This is a genomic window from Cohnella endophytica, assembly GCF_003628305.1.
GTDB classification, from domain to species: Bacteria; Bacillota; Bacilli; order Paenibacillales; family Paenibacillaceae; genus Cohnella; species Cohnella endophytica.
Map to the genome: position 1 here is coordinate 290,929 of NZ_RBZM01000006.1, position 17,456 is coordinate 308,384.

9 protein-coding genes are annotated in these 17,456 nt (G+C 54.1%); 7 read left to right on the forward strand and 2 right to left on the reverse strand.

From position 1 onward, the window contains the following. The first annotated feature begins 78 nt into the window (after positions 1-78). Entirely contained in the window at positions 79-1,038 is a 960-nt protein-coding gene (locus tag D7Z26_RS15100; protein WP_120977804.1) for a phosphotransferase family protein, read from the forward strand. Positions 1,039-1,081: 43 nt separating this feature from the next. Beyond that, positions 1,082-2,470: a hypothetical protein gene (locus tag D7Z26_RS15105; RefSeq protein WP_120977805.1), complete on the forward strand. Its 1,389-nt coding sequence runs from the start codon at positions 1,082-1,084 to the stop codon at positions 2,468-2,470. 109 nt (positions 2,471-2,579) lie between these two features. Here the strand turns inward: D7Z26_RS15105 and D7Z26_RS15110 are convergent, their stop codons facing one another. Further along, positions 2,580-5,330, reverse strand: a complete 2,751-nt coding sequence (locus D7Z26_RS15110) for a glycoside hydrolase family 2 protein (protein WP_120977806.1) — start codon at positions 5,328-5,330, stop codon at positions 2,580-2,582. 146 nt (positions 5,331-5,476) lie between these two features. On the opposite strand from D7Z26_RS15110, the gene D7Z26_RS15115 reads away from it, so the two are divergent. The 4 genes from D7Z26_RS15115 to D7Z26_RS15130 all read left to right on the forward strand — a co-directional run bounded on the left by D7Z26_RS15115 (position 5,477) and on the right by D7Z26_RS15130 (position 10,938). Further along, a complete protein-coding gene (locus tag D7Z26_RS15115) occupies positions 5,477-6,400 on the forward strand; it encodes an ArsR/SmtB family transcription factor (protein ID WP_120977807.1) in 924 nt (307 codons plus the stop codon). Between the two features lie 119 nt (positions 6,401-6,519). Next, a complete protein-coding gene (locus D7Z26_RS15120) occupies positions 6,520-7,365 on the forward strand; it encodes an NAD-dependent epimerase/dehydratase family protein (RefSeq protein ID WP_120977808.1) in 846 nt (281 codons plus the stop codon). Between the two features lie 125 nt (positions 7,366-7,490). After that, positions 7,491-9,128: a response regulator gene (locus tag D7Z26_RS15125; RefSeq protein WP_120977809.1), complete on the forward strand. Its 1,638-nt coding sequence runs from the start codon at positions 7,491-7,493 to the stop codon at positions 9,126-9,128. Then, the gene (locus tag D7Z26_RS15130; protein WP_120977810.1) at positions 9,121-10,938 is read left to right on the forward strand and encodes a cache domain-containing sensor histidine kinase; all 1,818 of its coding nucleotides are present in this window, start codon (positions 9,121-9,123) and stop codon (positions 10,936-10,938) included. The genes D7Z26_RS15125 and D7Z26_RS15130 overlap by 8 nt, the downstream gene beginning before the upstream one ends. Positions 10,939-11,981: 1,043 nt before the next feature. On the opposite strand, the gene D7Z26_RS15135 is transcribed toward D7Z26_RS15130, so the two are convergent. Beyond that, on the reverse strand, positions 11,982-14,711 hold the full coding sequence (locus D7Z26_RS15135) for an alpha-mannosidase (RefSeq protein WP_120977811.1): 2,730 nt from the start codon (positions 14,709-14,711) through the stop codon (positions 11,982-11,984). A gap of 406 nt (positions 14,712-15,117) precedes the next feature. Between D7Z26_RS15135 and D7Z26_RS15140 the strand changes: the two genes are divergently transcribed. Next, entirely contained in the window at positions 15,118-17,220 is a 2,103-nt protein-coding gene (locus tag D7Z26_RS15140; protein WP_199731714.1) for a carbohydrate-binding protein, read from the forward strand. Positions 17,221-17,456 lie beyond the last annotated feature (236 nt).

The following is a 17,456-nucleotide window of genomic DNA, read 5'->3' on the forward strand; positions in this document are numbered from 1 at the left end:
GGTGCATCCATGTTGGTTTTGTTCTTTTATAATGAAGGAAAGAAAAGAAAAGTCGAACGATGAGGGGTTGAAACGCGAGTGGAAGGAGCCTACAAAACGAAGCTGAGCGAAAGCCAGCTGGAGCAAGCGATTCGCGCGATTTTCGACGAGGATATTGCGTCCTGTTCCGAACTGACTCACGGATGGGCGAATAGCGCTTACGCCGTCGAGCTGGCGGGGGGCAAGAAAGTCGTTTTGAAGGCACGCCCTTCTACCGCAGTTCGGCTCATGAGATGCGAAGTCGACACGATGAAGGCGGAAGTCCTGGCGATGAGACGGTTGGCCGAGGCGGACCCGACATTCCCCGCGCCGGCCATTTACGCTTACGACGATTCCTTGGAGCTGCTCCCCGTCGAATATTTCGTGATGGATTATATAGAGGGAACGCTTTACAACCAAGTCAAATCCGGAATGCCCGAACAGGAAAGGAACGTCATCGAGTTCCAGCTCGGCCAGCTTAACCGACGGATTAACGAAGTCCGGGGAGATCAGGGATTCGGGTACTACGCGAATCCGGTACATACCTCGTGGCGGCGGGCATTCGCGGACATGATCCAAGGCGTGCTAGAGGACGGGAAAGAATCGGGCGTAGAGCTGTCGATTCCCTATGAGGAGCTGGAGAAGGAAATCGAGCGTCGCTTGCCCGCACTGGACGAAGTGATCGAGCCGCGCTTGGTGCATTGGGATTTGTGGGACGGCAACGTTTTCGTAAAGGACGGCAAAATCTCGGGAATCGTCGATTTCGAGCGGGCGATGTGGGGAGAGCCGCTCATCGAGCAGTACTTCGGCAAATTCAATGCCTCGCCTGGATTCAGGGAAGGTTACGGATATCATCCGTCGACACCGACGGAAATCGCGAGGAGAGAGCTGTACGATCTGTTCCTTGATCTGATTCTCTTCATCGAATGCCCGTTCAGGAAGTACGAGAACGAGGGACACGTCCAATGGACGCGCGATAACTTGGAAGAAGGCTTGAAGAAGTTTATGGCAACCGAATAGGCAAAATGGAAAAATAGATTCAAACTCGCGGAGGCTCCCCTGTATGTTTGTAAAACGTGGAATCATCATTATTTTCGCCATGCTCCTGACTACAGCTTGCCAGAGCCATGCGGCCGACCCCAATACTGAGAAGAAGGCGGCCAGCGCTTCGGCTTGGAATGGAGCAACCACGTCCCCTAGTGACTCTGTCCCTGCCTCGACCGACGCCTTCGAGGAGTCGACCTCCGCGGCCGAGAACGATGATAGCGTGACCATCAAAGACATAAGCAAGTGGGATCATCCCGTGAAGCAAGTGCTCGAAGGTCGCCGCGTTACGATTAACAGCGTCGTACTAAAGAACAACCGGACGTATCCGATTTTCGAGGTATCCCTTCCCTTCGATGCGGAAGACGAGGAAGGCAGGAACTTGCAATCGCTATTGAGCGATACTGCGAAGGCAAACGCCTTTTGGGACTTCCGGCTGATCGATAACGAGCGGAAGATGAATATTTCCGTCGTCTGCAACAGAATGAAGAAAACGATCGACAGTATGATCCTGAACGGGAAGCCCTGGCAACCCGACGCGTGGCTATCAGGCCAAGAGACTGCAGATCCCATCGATTTATACCTGAATGAGGCGAACATCGACAAGGTTCAACTCAACATGCAAGCGAAGGGCGATCTGGACGGCGACGGCATCGACGAGGAGATCATTCTTTTCCGCGATCATTACTATGTAATCAAGCAAAACAAAAATAAGTATGTCAATCTAGGCATGTTGGAAGATCCCCTTGAAGGGATTGAGCATACGAATACTGCGGTTACCGTTCAATCTTTGGATAAAACGACCGCGAAGTATGTCATCGTCTATGCAGAAAACAGCGGGTACGCCAAAGGCTTCACAATCTATCAACTGCATAAAGGCAAGGTCGAGGTTCTATTGAACAACTACCCTGATGCGACGAACGAAGGGGAACGTCTGCTCGAAGACATCGATAACGACGGTGTATTTGACAGCGTGTCCGTTTTCAACTACGGGGACTACCAGATGCATGTCGTCACCGAGTACAGCCCGTTCAATCTCTCTAACGTTCAAGCCACGCGCGTCGAATATGACAACGAGGAAGGACGATTTGTCTACCCAGGGAAGCCAGAAGAGGTCGTCCTGAATCTGATCGAAGATATGAACGACCGCGCAGCGTTCTACGATGAGATCAAACAGTTGGCGACTACGAAGCAGGCCCAACAATATGCCGTGGAAGTCAAGTTCTACACGCGCTCTCCGTATTTTACCGCGAGCAGCCTTCTCTTCGAGTTGTTCAAGGACGAAAACCTCCGGAAGGTGGTCAGGGTCGAAGGCAGCAGCTCGGACGAGGGAGAACTCTTTTTCACGCTAAAGCGGACCGGGGAAAGATGGACTGTGACGGAGATCTCGGATAAGGCGCCGAAGTGAGCCGCCAGGAACTATTTGAGGACGATTCCCGACAAGAGGAAGTAGCCAACTCGGGCAAACTATAAAGAGAGACGGGATGTAATTTCCCCGTCTCTCTTCGCGTTATTAGTTACCAATAGCGTATAAGCAAATCGATCGGATATCTGCCTGCGTTGCGTCCGTACAAGGCGAGACCTCCGGCGAGATCGGGGCTAGTTGCGCTGTCGACTGCCAATCCGAGCGTGAAACCGCCAGCCCTGATAATGGAGGGGATTAACCGGCTAGGCACCGTCACTCTCTGCAGGTAACCATAAGAGCCGGCTTCCTCTAAGCGGGTATCCTTCGACTGATAATGCCAAGTAAGCACGCCGCGACTATCCGCGGGATCGTCCGGCAAGTATCGCCGATCAACGGCTTGGCCGTCGATGCTGATGCATAACAGGGAAGGCTTTTTATTGTCGTCCGTCATGTAGTAGGTGTTCGGATTCGTATCGGGATCGGGTGTGACCCCGCTCATGAAGTCCAGATCGATGGCTACGGAGGTCGTTTTTTCCTTGTCTTTCTTCAGGACGACTTTGGCTCCGGCTTCGAAGACGATTTCCAGATTGCCGATCGCTGCGGATCGAGCCGTCTGCGGCAACTTGATCTCATACTCGACGTAGCCCTCGGAGCCGCCGTTGATCTTATTCCCATTCAGCGCATGCCAAGCGTTCGGCCACTCGATGCGCTCGTATTTCTTAACCGGAACGGAGAGCCATTGTCCTTCGAGATCGTAAACGCCGTCGGCAACGCCGCTCTGAACGTCGAACGTAATGAAATTGCGAGTAATCGCGATTCCTTGTTCGTCTCGGAGAACGACGGAGAATATGGCAACGGAGTCTACCGCGGGCATGCTCGTTTGTACGCTATCGAGCTCACGAACTCCATAATCGTTCCAGTCGATCGTTTGGGTACCTTGCTGAGCGATCATTCTTGCGCCTAAGTTGTCGTACGACAGCTCCCATTCCAAACGAAGCTTCCGTCCGTGATAACGATCGGAATAGCTGGAGCGCAGCATTCGGATCTCGACCGACTGCCCGGTTGCGACCGTCCGGGAAGGGGGGGCATCGAAGACGATGAAATCGGGCGAGTGCAGGTCGGCGACGGTCATGCCGCTAACGAAGTCCCCGTATCCGAAATCTTTGTCCGCGCCGTCAATACGATAGTACCCGTTATATTCGTTCACGACGTCATGGAACTCGGTGAAGATGAATCCGCACATCTTGTCGTGGCGGCGGAACTCGTTCAGCATGTACTTGTATTGCCAGGCGATGTCGCTATCTCCGGCGCTGCCTTCTATGCCCCATACGGCGCCGCATTCGCTGTTCATGAGCGGCGCGTCGGACTGCACATTACCGCCGGTATAGTTGAATTCGGATCCCGGGAACGTCTTGTCGACGACTTCCTGAACGTGATCGCGAACGAGCTGGTAGCCGTTGCGATAGAAGTGCCACGTATTCAAATCGCTTTCCACGTGATCGAAATTGCAAGGGGAGTTGTCTTCGATTAACCGCGTCGGATCTTCCGACTTCGCCCATCGGTACACCTCGCGGACCCATTCCTGCGTTTCGGGCAAGAAGCTTCGGACCTTGTCGCGCGTCGAGAACAATCCCCACGTTTCATTAAAGACGACCCAAGAAACGATCGAAGGATGATTGTAATCGCGGTTCATGATTTCGCGAGCTTCCGCTTCATAGGCCGTCCGAGCCGTCTCGTCCGGCTCGCCCCAGAAGCAAGGCATGTCTTCCATGACGAGAATGCCCAGCTTGTCGGTCCAATACAGCTTTCGCGGTTCTTCCGGCTTGATATGGATTCGCACGAAGTTCAGGTTCAGCCTTTTCAAGCGCCAGATTTCGTCCTGAAGCTCTTCATCCGACGGAGCGGTGAAATAGCCTTCCGGATAGAAAGCTTGATCCAGCGTTCCGTTCAGATAGACGGGTTTGCCGTTCAGCGTAATCCAGCGGTAATTTCGTTCGCCGTGGAGAACGGTTCCGATCTCGCGAATGCCGAAATACGTTCCTACCGAATCCGATCGGCCGTCGGCGGTTAACGTAATCGTTCCTTCATATAAATAAGGATCTTCCGGACTCCAGTGACGGGGCTCGGGTACTCGGAAACCGGTTTGGAAGTCATTGCGTCCTTCGCTCAACGCAAGCTTCGTCTCGTGCCGCACGGTTCCCTCTTCGAAGTCGAAGCATAACGTCGCTTCCCCTGAAGCGCTGGCGCAGATGGTCCCAGTAAGCTCGACCGTTCCGTCCAACCGCGTTACGAAGCGGGCGGATTCCAAGAAATCGGGCGCGCGGGTTTCCAGCCAAACGGTCTGCCAAATGCCGCGAATTTCGCCGTAGCCTTGCTTGCCTCGGGTCTGGTAAGCATGGTCGCGATCCTCGGCCCGAACGACGATATGATTGATCTGGCCGGATTGCCACGCATCGGTAACGTCGAACGAGAATGCTCCGTATCCGCCCTCGTGGGAACCGACCGATCGCCCGTTTACCCACACGTTAGCGGAATAATCTACCGCCCCGAAGTGAAGGAACAATTTCTCGCCGGAAGCGAGGTCGGAGTACCGAACGCTTTTGCCGTACCACGCGACGCCCTGACGGTTATCCCCGATTCCGGAGAGCGGGCTTGCCCAGGAGAACGGAACGACGATTTTAGCTTCGAACGATGCATTTGCCGCGTCTTGCCATTGCCGGGAGAGACCGAGATCTTCCTCGTCGAAGCGGAAATCCCACTCGCCGTTCAGATTCATCCACTTCGTGCGTTGCCAGTCGGGACGAGGGTGTTCGGGCCTAGGAATCGTCGTTGCGGGTATCGATGATTGTTGTGCTAGAGCCATTTTCGGGCACATCCTTTTCATGTGTATTATGAATTCATAATGTTGATTATTGTAATCGTATAATATATATAGCGATTATGCAATGATGTTTATTAAAAATATATACATGGTATAATGGACGGAATAGAAGTAGAGGAGAGGTTTACATGAACGGATTGCCGGACAACGTCAAGAAAATCGCGAAGATGAACGTTCAAGAGACAGCCAAGGCGTTATCCGGGGATCTGCGTTTGAGAATCGTCGAGGCCCTGGGGGAGCGGGAGATGAGTATTTCCCAATTAGCCGAACAACTCGGCGTGGCTCAACCGACGGTTACGATTAACGTACAAATGCTGGAGTCGGTCGGATTGGTCGAATCGAGGCAAGGGATTAACCGGGAAAAAATCTGCTTCCGTACGTACGATACGGTCGTATTGGATTTGCCGAAGAAGCCGGGAGAAGGGTTGCACGGCATCGAGGATATCCAGATGGGCATCGGGATGTATTCGTCGTGCGACGTGGATTCGCCCTGCGGCTTGCTCGGACCGGAGGACATGATCGGCTGTCCCGACGATCCGCGCGCTTTCTACGACCCGCAACGCGGCTCGACGGAATTGTTATGGTTCGGCGGCTCCGGTTACGTGGAGTATTATTTTCCGAATCCGGTGCCTCCGGGCGTCCGATTGAAGGAGCTTCGCCTCAGCGCCGAAGTATGTTCCGAAGCGCCGGGCTACGAGATGGAATGGCCCTCGGATATCGCCGTATGGATCAATGGCCATTTGATCGGGGAATGGACGAGCCCGAGCGATTTCGGCGATCGCAAAGGAGTATTAACCCCGAGCCGATGGCTCGGAATGACGCAGTACGGCAAGCTGACGGAATGGGCGGTCGGCGAGAACGGCAGCAGAGTGAACGAGCGCAAAGGCGCGTCCGTCAAGCTCGCGGATCTCGGGCTGCACTTTAGCAAACCGATCGTCGTTCGGCTTGGCGTCCGGGAGGACGCGGAGAACAAACGGGGGCTTAATCTGTTCGGGGAACGTTTCGGAGATTATTCGCAAGGATTGAAGCTTTCGTTCGTTCATCAGGACTAATAGCAGAAACAACAAGCCAATATCCCAATCGCAAACTTTATGATCGTCTCCTTGTTCCGCGCGGATGTCGGATTTACGCTTAAGAAGCGTTAAGTTCCGGCTAGGAAGGGGATAGAAATATGCAAACAATCGCGGTTACGGGCGGTAGCGGTAAGCTCGGGACGTGGGTCATCGAGGAATTGATCTCCGAAGGGTATCGGGTCGTCTCGATCGACGAGAAAAGTTCCGACCGCGTCCGCTGCAAGCAATTAAAAGTGAATTTATCCGATTTCGGGCAAGTAGTCGGTGCTTTGCAGGGCGCGGATGCCATCATTCATCTGGCAGCCATCCCCGCCCCGATCGGTTTTACGAACGAGACGATATTCTCCAATAACGTCCGATCCGCATATAACGTGCTGGAGGCCGCGTCGGCGCTCGGCATTCGTAAAGTGGTTATCGGTTCCAGCGAATCGGCATACGGCTTCTGTTGGTCGCCCGAACCGTTCTCCCCGGATTTCGTGCCGGTCGACGAGAGTCACCCGCTTGTTCCTCGCGAATGTTATGGTCTTTCTAAGGCCGTCGCGGAGCAATCGGGGGAGATGTTCAGCCGCAGAGACGGCATGCGGGTCATGGCGCTCAGATATGCCATGATCGTGGCGCCTCACGAATACAAAGGCTTAACCCCCGGCAAGCCCGAGCGATACTACAAAATGCTCTGGAGCTACGTCGATATTCGCGACGCCGTACAGGCGACTCTGGCAGCTCTTCGATCGGAAGCGGAAGGATTTCATGCGCTGAACATCGCGGCCGACGACTCGTTATGCGACCAACCGAGCGAACGCATTCTCGATGATTACCACCCCGAGATCGCGGAGCGGCGCGGGAAGCTTGACGGCCGTGCCGGGATCGTCAGCAACGAAAAGGCGAAGCGCGTATTAGGTTGGAAACCGTCGTATTCGTGGGAGCAGTATAAGGAAACACTATAAAGTTTTCTTTTGCCCCCGTGCAATCTTAAACTGCTTTCGTTATAGTACACTTGTAAGCGATTCCTAGAGATAGCTTCGTAGACGAATTCATTCGTGGAAGGGCTAGACGCGGGAGGATGATGGGAATGTTGCGCGCACTGATCGTAGACGACGAATTCGAGATTCGGGAAGGCTTGCGCAAGCGCATCCCTTGGGGCGACTACGGAATCGAGGAAGTATTCGCGGCGGACGACGGGGATACCGCGCTCGAGATCGCGCTCGAGAAAAAACCGGATCTGATCGTTACCGATATTAAGATGAGCCGGATGTCCGGTCTGGAATTTCTTGGATCATTATACGCCGAGGACGATTACCCCTGGAAAGCCGTCGTCATTAGCGGGTACGACGATTTCGATCTGGTCAAACAAGCTATGCAGCTTGGGGCGATGGACTATATTCTGAAGCCGATCAATACGGACGAGTTGGGCCGGATCGTGCGCAAAGCCACGGAGCAGATCACCCGCGAGCGGACGGACAAGATAAACCAGGCCCAATTGCGCAATCAGATGCAGCTGGCGGTGCCGAAGCTAAGAGAAGAGCTCCTGCGCGAGATTATAGAGCACGAATACGATCCATACCGGGAGACGAGAATCTCGCATCGGCTTCATGCCCTTAAGCTGGAGTGGATGGCGCAGTTGCCGCTACTGCTCATGATCGTCGAGATCGACGATCTGAAAGCCATTACCAACCAGAGAAATTACGTGAACGAAAAGGAGCTCGTGCTCTTCGGCTGCGGGAACGTCGTCCATCAGACATTGGCGGAAGAATTCGCGGCGCCGTTCGCGTTGTTCAGCGATTCGAACCAACGCTGGGTCGCCGTTCTGAGCTGCAAGCAGCATGATCAACTCGCCGTGGGCAAAGCGATCGCCCAAGTGTGCATTCGGAGAATAAACGAATACGTAAAGGTCAAAGCAAGCATCGGCGTGAGCTCTTCGCCGAAGGAGCTTAAGCATATCCACGAAATTTTCCTCGAGACGGGGGAACTGTTGGACCAGAAAGCGATCTACGGCGGCAACCGCTTATTCACGGAGCAAGGCATAGAATTCGACGGGGAGCGTTCGGAGCTTTCTCTGCAAGAACCGGGCGAAGTCATCGATCTCGTGAAATACGGGACCAACGAGGACATTACCGCATCCATGAACGATTTCGTCGAGATGGTTCAGGCTTGGGGGTTGTTCGAGCTGAGGGATATCCAGCAGCAAATATTCAAGTGGCTGATGGGTATTTTTCGCGGGGCGGCGGCTTTGGGTTGGCCGAATCGGAGTTGGGAACGGAATCCAATCTCGATCTGGGAGCAGTTGGAGCAGTTCGATAATTTGCAGTCCCTTCGAATGAAAGCCGAACAATATTTGCTGGAGATGGCGGAAGATTTCCGCAAAATGGCGACTTCCCCGGGGCAAATCGTGCTCGAGGCGGAAAAAATCATTCGCAATCGGTTTTCCGAGAATTTATCGCTGCAGATTGTTGCCGATGAGGTCCACGTGACTCCCGTGTGGCTGAGCAAGTTGTTCAAGAAAGAAAAGAAAAAGACGTTTCTCGAGTATTTGACGGACGTGCGAATCCTGAAAGCGAAAGAGATGCTGGGAGACGTGAAGTTCAAAATCTATCAAATTTCCTATCAAGTCGGGTACAAGGATCCGGTTCATTTTACGAAGCTGTTCAAAAAGCAGTCGGGCGTAACGCCCAAAGAGTACAGAAAGCAAAGGGGCATTGCCGATGATTAAAGCTTCTATGCGGCTTGCCTCGTCTTTCCGCAACAAAATGATTCTGATTTTCTTCGCGATTACGATCGTGCCTTTTATCCTATTCGCTTATTACGCGTACTCGAAGTCGATCGAGGGCATCAAGAACGCGAACTCGACGTTCTCCATGAGCTATTTGCAACAGGCTAAGATCAATTTCGAGACTTACCTCGCGCAGTTGAACGAACAGTTGAACAGCTTGGTGGGGGACGGCACGATACAGCGAAACCTGGAGCACGAACCGAAAAGCGCCGAGGAGGAGGAATCTTTCGCGGAAGATCTCATCGCCTTCGTGTATAACCGGAAGCCGCAGATCGACGCGCTCCGCGTCCGGGTTTACCCGCTCGAGCCTTCTCATTATCCGACTTACATGAACACGATGGGCGTCTCTCCCTCGGTCGGCGCGGAAGATTGGTTCCGGGAAGCGCGAACGAGCGTCATCCCTACCTGGCATTTGTCGATGCCTCAGAAAGGCCTCTACGGGAGGCCTTTGTTGACGTACACGAAGACTTTTACCGGATTGCATGACAGGCGTGCTAGAGGCGTTATCGTGACCGACTTGGCGGAGGACCATCTTAGGAGGTTTTTCTCGCCGTCGGAAAGCATGCCCGGGCAGAAGTTTCTGATCGTAGGAGCAGATGGGCAGGTACTGTTCGATTCTTACGATAACGAGTGGACGGGCATTCCGATTCCTTCCCAGAAGTTTCTCGAATCGATCGGAACAAGCTCGGAAGGCGCGGAGACGCTGAAGGTCGGCGGCGAAAAGAAGTTGATTACGTTTACGAAAATGGACACCCAGCCTTGGACGATCGTCAGCATGACGCCGCTGCATGCATTGACTCATCCGATGAGCGTTTTGAACCGATTGCTCGTATATTTTCTCGTCGCTTATTTGATCTGTTCGGTCGGCGTCGTTATTTATATTACGCTTAACTTCACTCATCCGATCGTTCGGCTCGTCCGTTTGATGAGGAAGCTGGAGCAGGGAGACTTCGAATACCAAGTCGCGGAATCGTTGCGCAAAGACGAGATCGGTTGGCTCTATCGCGGTTTCGGCAGCATGATGAATACGATCGAGGAGCTGATCGAGCAGACATCGCGATCCGAGCGGAACAAGAAGGAACTGGAGTTCCAGGTGCTCAGCCACCAGATCAACCCGCATTTTCTCTATAACACGCTGGAGTCGATCCGATGGAAGGCCGAGAATCACGGAAGAAGCGACATCGGTGAAATGGTGTCCGCTCTCGGAAACCTGCTCAGATTAAGCTTGAATCAAGGCAAGGATATTACGACGGTCGGTCGCGAGGTCGAGCAGGTCAAAGCTTATGTTCAGATCGAGCAGGCACGGATCGGCATGCCGCTCAGAGTGCTGTACTTCTTCGACGACGAGATGTTGTCTTTGCCGTTCATGCGGCTGCTGCTTCAACCTCTCGTGGAGAACGCGATCCAGCACAGCATTCGGGACAATTTCGAGAAGGGTAAAGTCATATTGTCGGGCTACGTGGAAGATCAAGACATCGTCATCGAGATTACGGATAACGGCAAAGGCATTCCCGAATCCGTGCTCGCGCAGCTCGACGTGGAGGAGCAGGAGACGAACGGCAAAGCCTCGCGCCGCCAAGGCGTAGGCTTGCGCAACGTCAACGAACGCCTGAAGCTCAGCTTCGGCAAGAACTATAAGCTCTCGATCGAGACGGGCGAAGGCATGGGCACGAAGATCAAGATCAGGCATCCGATCATGGAACCGTACGGTCCGGAAGAGGGCAAGGGGATCGAGGATTCCGTCGGCTGAGCCGGCGGGTTGGAGCGGTGCTCGAAAGGTATTATTTGCTCGGAGTTACTTGCTCCGGCGGACTAACTGGTGCTCGAAAGGGACTCCCAGCAGGGAGTTACTCGAAAGAATCGAACATCTCGCGCTCGAGAGGTGCTTCCGGCAGGGAGTTACTCGAAAGAATCGATCATCTCGCTCTCAAGAGGGGCTCCCAGCAGGGAGTTGCTCGAAAGAATCGAACATCTCGCGTTCGAGAGGGACTTCCAGCAGGTAGTTACTCGAAAGAATCGAACATCTCACGCTCGAGAGGTGCTCCCAGCAGGCAGTTACTCGAAAGAATCGAACATCTCACGCTCGAGAGGGGCTCCCGGCAGGCAGTTACTCGAAAGAATCGAACATCTCACGCTCGAGAGGGGCTCCCGGCAGGGAGTTACTCGAAAGAATCGAACATCTCGCTCTCAAGAGGGGCTTCCGGCAGGTAGTTACTTGCTTGCTCCGGCAAACTAACTGTTGCTCGATTGGGTCTCACTGCACGGAGTTACTTGCTCTGGCAAACTAACTGTTGCTCGATTGGGTCTCTCTGCACGGAGTTACTTGTTCCGGCAAACTAACTGTTTCTCGATTGGGTCTCTTTGCTCGAAGTTACTTGCTCCGGCAAGCTAACTGACGATCGATGGGGTCTCTCTGCACGGAGTTACTTGCTCCGGCAAACTAACTGTTGCTCGATTGGGTCTCACTGCACGGAGTTACTTGCTCCGGCAGACTAACTGTTGCTCGATTGGGTCTCACTGTACGGAGTTACTTGCACCGGCAAACTAACTGGCGTTCGATTGGGTCTCTCAGCACGGAGTTACTTGCTCCGGCGAACTAACTGGCGCTCGAGAGGGTCTCTCTGCACGGAGTTACTTGCTCCGGCGAATTAACTGGCGCTCGATGGGGTCTCTCTGCACGGAGTTACTTGCTCCGGCAAACTAACTCGCGCTCGTTTTTCGCGGTTTCCCGAAGCTCATACTAAAAAGACCCTCCAAACCGCCGATTCATCGGGGACTGGAGGGTTTTTTACCCTAATCTTCTTTGGCTAGCCCCACCGTTACGATCTGGTAGCGTCCGACGGGTACGTAACCTTCGACGCTAACGGCGCTGCGTTCTTCGAGGATGTTGCTACGGTATGCTTCTCCATCCTTAGCCGTCGCCAGACGAACCTCGGTATCGGTGCCGGTTACGTTATACCAGCGAGCCATCCAATCGCCGCGAGGCTCGTTCGTCTTCAGATTGGAGAACAGGACTCCCTCGCCTTCCCACCGGAGGAACTCGAATCTCGGCGGGAGCGTTCCCCCATGCAAACCGGTCTGGCAAATCGTTAACGGGACGGGGAAACGCTGAGCTTCCCGGTACGCGTCGACGCGGTCATGACCGCCATGAGGCAAAATCATCCACTCGGCCGAATGCTTGCCGAGGCACTGCGCGTCAGGCGTGGGGAAGACGCCCCAATCGCCCAACTCGCCGACCGAGCGAAGAAGCGTGACGGCGAGCGTGTTGCGGCCGTCGAGCAACGTCTCGTATTCGTTGAGGCCTTTGCCCGCGATCGTAAGTCCGCGGTTGTTCTCGAAAACGTCTACGAAGGCTTGCATGTGCTGACAATAGCTTGGATTGCGCCATTCCGAGGACGGCTGCGTCTCGCGTTCGGCGACTTCGAAGATGGAGTCCGCGAAGTGGGTCGTCGCCCGAACGTCAGACGGATAGAGGACGCGAATTCGATGATCTTTGGCCGGATTGTCGAAGCTGGCGCTGACGTGAACTCCCTTTCCTAGTCGTTCCAAGCTCACCCGCGTGACGATCGTGAGCGGGACGAGAAGCTCCGAACGTCCGGCTTTGCGGTCGAGAATGGATACCATCGTGTTTACTTCTTGATCTAGCAAAGCATCCGCGCTCGCGGGAATTTCCATCGTTTGAACGATTTCGATCGTCGCGCGATAAGGCGAATCCTCTGCGACGCGAATGTCGGCGATGCCTCCTCTGGTCGTGATCGCGACATCGTTGTCGGGTTGTCTGTAAATGTACTCGTTGCCGACGTCGCCCGTATTCTCGTAGTGTCCCAACCCTGAGAATTTCTGACCGCTGCGTTTATCGAACAAGGTCAAGCTCCCGTCGGTCTCGACCGTCACCTTCAGGTTGCCGTTCTCGAGCGTCGCCGTTCCCGTAAACAAGGAGCCCTGCGACGAAGCCTTACCGTTCGCTGCTCCTTCGCCCTCTTCGGAAATCCAAGCGAAGCTAGCATGCCCCATCGCAGGCAGAACGCCCGTCTCGAACGTTAACGTCAGCGTTCTGGCCATATAAGGCTGCCTGAACTTGTCGTCCGGCAAATCGTAGCCGAACGTGACGCCATTATCCTCGACCGCGCATTTCAGCGTTTCCCCGCGATAATTAATCAAATACCCTTCCGCGCGAGTGCACGACTCGACTTCCTTTGCTACTTGTACCGGATTCTCGTTTTGTTTGAAATAACGCCTCGACAGCTCGACGGAGAACGTTGCGACCGACGAACCTTCATAGCCGCTCGTATTGAAGACGACGAACGGAGTCGCGTTTTCACGGTCGAAACCCATCGTATCGACCTGGCCTACGAGATGCTTTACGCTATCCTGCACGATCGCTTTGCCGACTTCCATGCTCTTAGCAAAACGCGTTTCCATCTCGCGATAGACCTCGTCGACGCTGCAGCCGCAAATGCTGTCGTGCGGATGATTCTGCATGAGCGTTTTCCAAGCGTAATTGAGCAACGCATGGGGATAAGCCAGACCTTCTCCGGAAGCGAGAGTGGCGAGGGGTTCGGCTACCTTCTCCAGAAGCGTCTGGTTCTGCTGATTAAGCTGCTTGATCGACACGCGGGCGGAGGCCGTGTTCACGAGGGTGAACCAGCCGTCGGTTTTCTGTCCGCGCAATTCCCCTCGCGTGACGCTCAGCTTAGGAGGAAGCGAGGAAAGCACGTCGTTCATGTAATCGTCGAAGTTGGAATGCACGAATTCATGCTCCGGATACAGTTCCCGAGCTACGCGCAGCGCCTCGGACAAATTCCTCTGGACGGGCTGGTGGTCGCAGCCGTTCATGAGCAACAGATGCGGCGTCGAAGCGTAGCGGGACGTGCTGGCAATCCGATGATCCCAATACTCCTTGGCTTCCGCGGGATCGACGGGAATTTCCATGCCGTTATTGTACCAGTTCGCGAACAAGACGCCGATCACCTGGGAGCCGTCCGGAGACTCCCAGATTAATTCGGAGAAAGGAGATTCCAGGTTGGAGCCTTCGCCGACCTGATTGTTGAAGCCCGTCGCTTTGACACCGCGTCCGAACACCGCGTTATGGATGCCCGCTTGCTTCAGCAGTTGGGGAGCTTGGCCCATGTTGCCGAAGGAATCGGGGAAGTAGCCGACCTTGGAAATCGGACCGAACGCGGTGGCGTCCCGGTGACCGATCTGCAGGTTGCGCACATTCGCTTCGCTGCTTGTCAAGAACTCGTCTTGCAGAACGTACCATGGTCCGGCGGATATTTTTTCTTCTTTGCAGAGGCGTTGCAGCAGCTCTCTTTTCTCGGGATACACTTGCAGGTAGTCGTCCAGAACGATCGTCTGGCCGTCCAAATAGAAGCTGCGGAACTCCGGATCGGTATCGAAAGTGTGAAGTAGGGCATCCATCGTATGGATGAGCTTAACGTGATGGGCTTCGTAAGGCATATACCATTCCCGGTCCCAGTGGGTGTGGGAGATGACGTGAATGACTTGTTTCGTCGTGTTCATGCGAATGCCTCTTTTCTGCGAATGAATTGGATATACGCGGTAATTTTAATAGAATCCGCTCTCCGACCGCAATGAGGGGATTACAAACTTTATGGTCTGATCTTAGCGTTCGCGAATACATCGCCGATCCGGCTAGAAATCGCTTGGTAAATGATAAGAATGGCTCATATTCAATTCATATTCTCTGGAGTATGATTTAGCCGACTTCGGTCGCGAAGTCTTGTAAGCCCTTTCAATATTATGCGGCGGAAGGGAGCTGATCTGACCTAGCTAACGCAAAAACGCAGCCGAAATGACGTTCGAAAACTGCGGAAGGAGGAGGGTACGGAATCCGAATGATTAAATGAATTCGTATGCCAGGCTAGTCGCAGTGCGCTTCGCCACATTTAAACCAAGGAGGAATTCAATGATGCAAGTCCTTCGTACGTTCAAAGGCAAAAACGCATTTACCGTCCTGCTTCTCGTCGCCGCGTTGCTCGCGACCCAATTTTCTTTGTCCCCTTCCATCGCTTCGGCGGCTTCCGCGTTTAACCAGATCGCGGCATCAGGCTACAGCAGCCAATCCGGAATTCAATTGGAAAATTCGACCGAAGGCGGGCAGAACGTCGCCTTCATCGACAATGGAGATTACGTCGCGTATACGAACATGGATTTCGGCAGCGGGGCTTCGACGTTCCAAGCTCGGGTTGCCAGCGCGGCAAGCGGCGGCAACATCGAAATCCGGCTCGATAGCGCCACGGGAACGCTTATCGGAACGGCCGCCGTGCCCGGGACGGGCGGTTGGCAGAACTGGACGACGGTTAATGCTACCCTTACAGGAAGCGCCACCGGCGTTCATACGCTTTACCTAAAGTTTACGGGAGGCACGGGAAATCTGTTTAACTTGCTGTGGTTTAAATTCGGCGCGGCAGGATTATCCGCATTCTCGCAGATCGAAGCGGAAGCCTACAATGCGCAATCCGGCATTCAGACGGAAGCGTGTAGCGAAGGGGGGCTGAACGTCGGTTGGATCGATAACGGAGATTACTTGCTGTTCAATAACGTTAACTTCGGCAGCGGTGCGACTTCCTTCCAAGCGAGGGTGGCCAGCGCCGCGAGCGGCGGCAATATCGAGATCCGGCTTGACAGCTTAACGGGCACGCTCGCCGGCACGGCGAGCGTATCCGGGACGGGCGGCTGGCAGAACTGGACGACCGTGAACGCCTCCGTCAACAACATTACCGGTATTCACAATCTTTATCTCAAGTTCACCGGGGGAGCGGGCAATCTGTTTAACCTCAATTGGTTTAAGTTCGGCACGACGCCTCCCGTTACCGGCGGCGACGTCGAAGGCAAGCTGTTCGCCGGCTATCAAGGCTGGTTCAACGCCTCGGGAGACAATTCGCCTAACGGAGGCTGGATCCATTGGTCCAAGAACAACAATGCCCCGACGGCCAACTCCAACGTCAACTTCGAGCTATATCCGGATATTCGCGAGTACTCGAAGCTGTATGCGACGAACTTGGCGAACTTCGGCAACGGCACGCAGGCCAAACTATTTTCCTCCTATGACCAAGAAACCGTGAACAAGCATTTCGAATGGATGCAGACGTACAATATCGACGGAGCGGCCTTGCAGCGGTTCGGCGCGGACCTGAGCGATACGCCAAACAACTGGAAAACGAATCGCGACAGCGTCGCCGTCAAGGTGAAGAACGCCGCGGAGACGTATAATCGCAAGTTCTACGTCATGTACGACATCACCGACATGAACGCCAGCACTTGGAAGGAAGCCGTCAAGCACGACTGGACGACGAACATCGTGAATGCGATGCACTTGACGTCTTCGAGCGCTTACGCCAAGCAGAACGGAAAGATCGTCGTCTGCATCTGGGGCATCGGGTTCACCGATCGGCCGGGTACCGCGGCGGAGCATCAAGAACTCATTAACTGGTTCAAAAACCAAGGCGTATACGTCATCGGCGGCGTGCCGACGTATTGGAGAACGGGCAACAACGACTCCAAGGCGGGCTTCATGAGCGTGTACGAATCTCTAGACATGCTGTCGCCGTGGTTCGTCGGACGCTTCGGCCGGAACGGCTTGGCGGACGTCGATAATTACTCGACGAACCAATACGGTCCGGACTTCGCTTACACGCAGCCTCGCGGCATCGCTTACCAGCCCGTCATCTGGCCGGGCTCCGCATGGTCCAACCTGAACCCGAACGGCCCTCGGAACGAGAATCCGAGGCTGCACGGCGACTTCATGTGGCGGCAAGCCTACGACATGAAAAACCTCGGCATAAACACCGGCTATATCGCGATGTTCGACGAGTACGACGAAGGTACGGCCATCGCGAAGATTGCCGAGAACAGCTCAATGATTCCGACTAACCAGTATTTCTTGACGCTGGATGCGGACGGAGTCGCCTTATCGTCAGACTTCTATCTCAGACTGGCGGGGGACATCAACCGGATGTTCAAAGGGCAAATCCCGATCACGGTAAACCATCCGACGTCCCATCAATAAACGCGATAAGCGGCTCTCGGAGGACTTTCCTTCCGGGGGCTGCTTTTTCGTGGACATGTAAAGACGTTCATATGGACGAATTAGTTGCGTGCGACGAACAACAAGACAGCAATATACTGGAAAATTTAATATCGCCTCATGTTGGATTTCGTCCAGACATTATAAGATAGCCTAGAAAATTGAAATGAAGCTATGCCAAACGGTTTTGAAAAGAATAAATGAAAGCACTTCCACTC

Bases quoted from the DNA above. Each gene is read 5' to 3' on its own strand.
- D7Z26_RS15110 (WP_120977806.1), bottom strand. From the start codon at position 5,330: ATGGCTCTAGCACAACAATCATCGATACCCGCAACGACGATTCCTAGG.
- D7Z26_RS15135 (WP_120977811.1), bottom strand. From the start codon at position 14,711: ATGAACACGACGAAACAAGTCATTCACGTCATCTCCCACACCCACTGG.
- D7Z26_RS15120 (WP_120977808.1), top strand. From the start codon at position 6,520: ATGCAAACAATCGCGGTTACGGGCGGTAGCGGTAAGCTCGGGACGTGG.
- D7Z26_RS15130 (WP_120977810.1), top strand. From the start codon at position 9,121: ATGATTAAAGCTTCTATGCGGCTTGCCTCGTCTTTCCGCAACAAAATG.
- D7Z26_RS15115 (WP_120977807.1), top strand. From the start codon at position 5,477: ATGAACGGATTGCCGGACAACGTCAAGAAAATCGCGAAGATGAACGTT.
- D7Z26_RS15125 (WP_120977809.1), top strand. From the start codon at position 7,491: ATGTTGCGCGCACTGATCGTAGACGACGAATTCGAGATTCGGGAAGGC.
- D7Z26_RS15105 (WP_120977805.1), top strand. From the start codon at position 1,082: ATGTTTGTAAAACGTGGAATCATCATTATTTTCGCCATGCTCCTGACT.
- D7Z26_RS15140 (WP_199731714.1), top strand. From the start codon at position 15,118: ATGATGCAAGTCCTTCGTACGTTCAAAGGCAAAAACGCATTTACCGTC.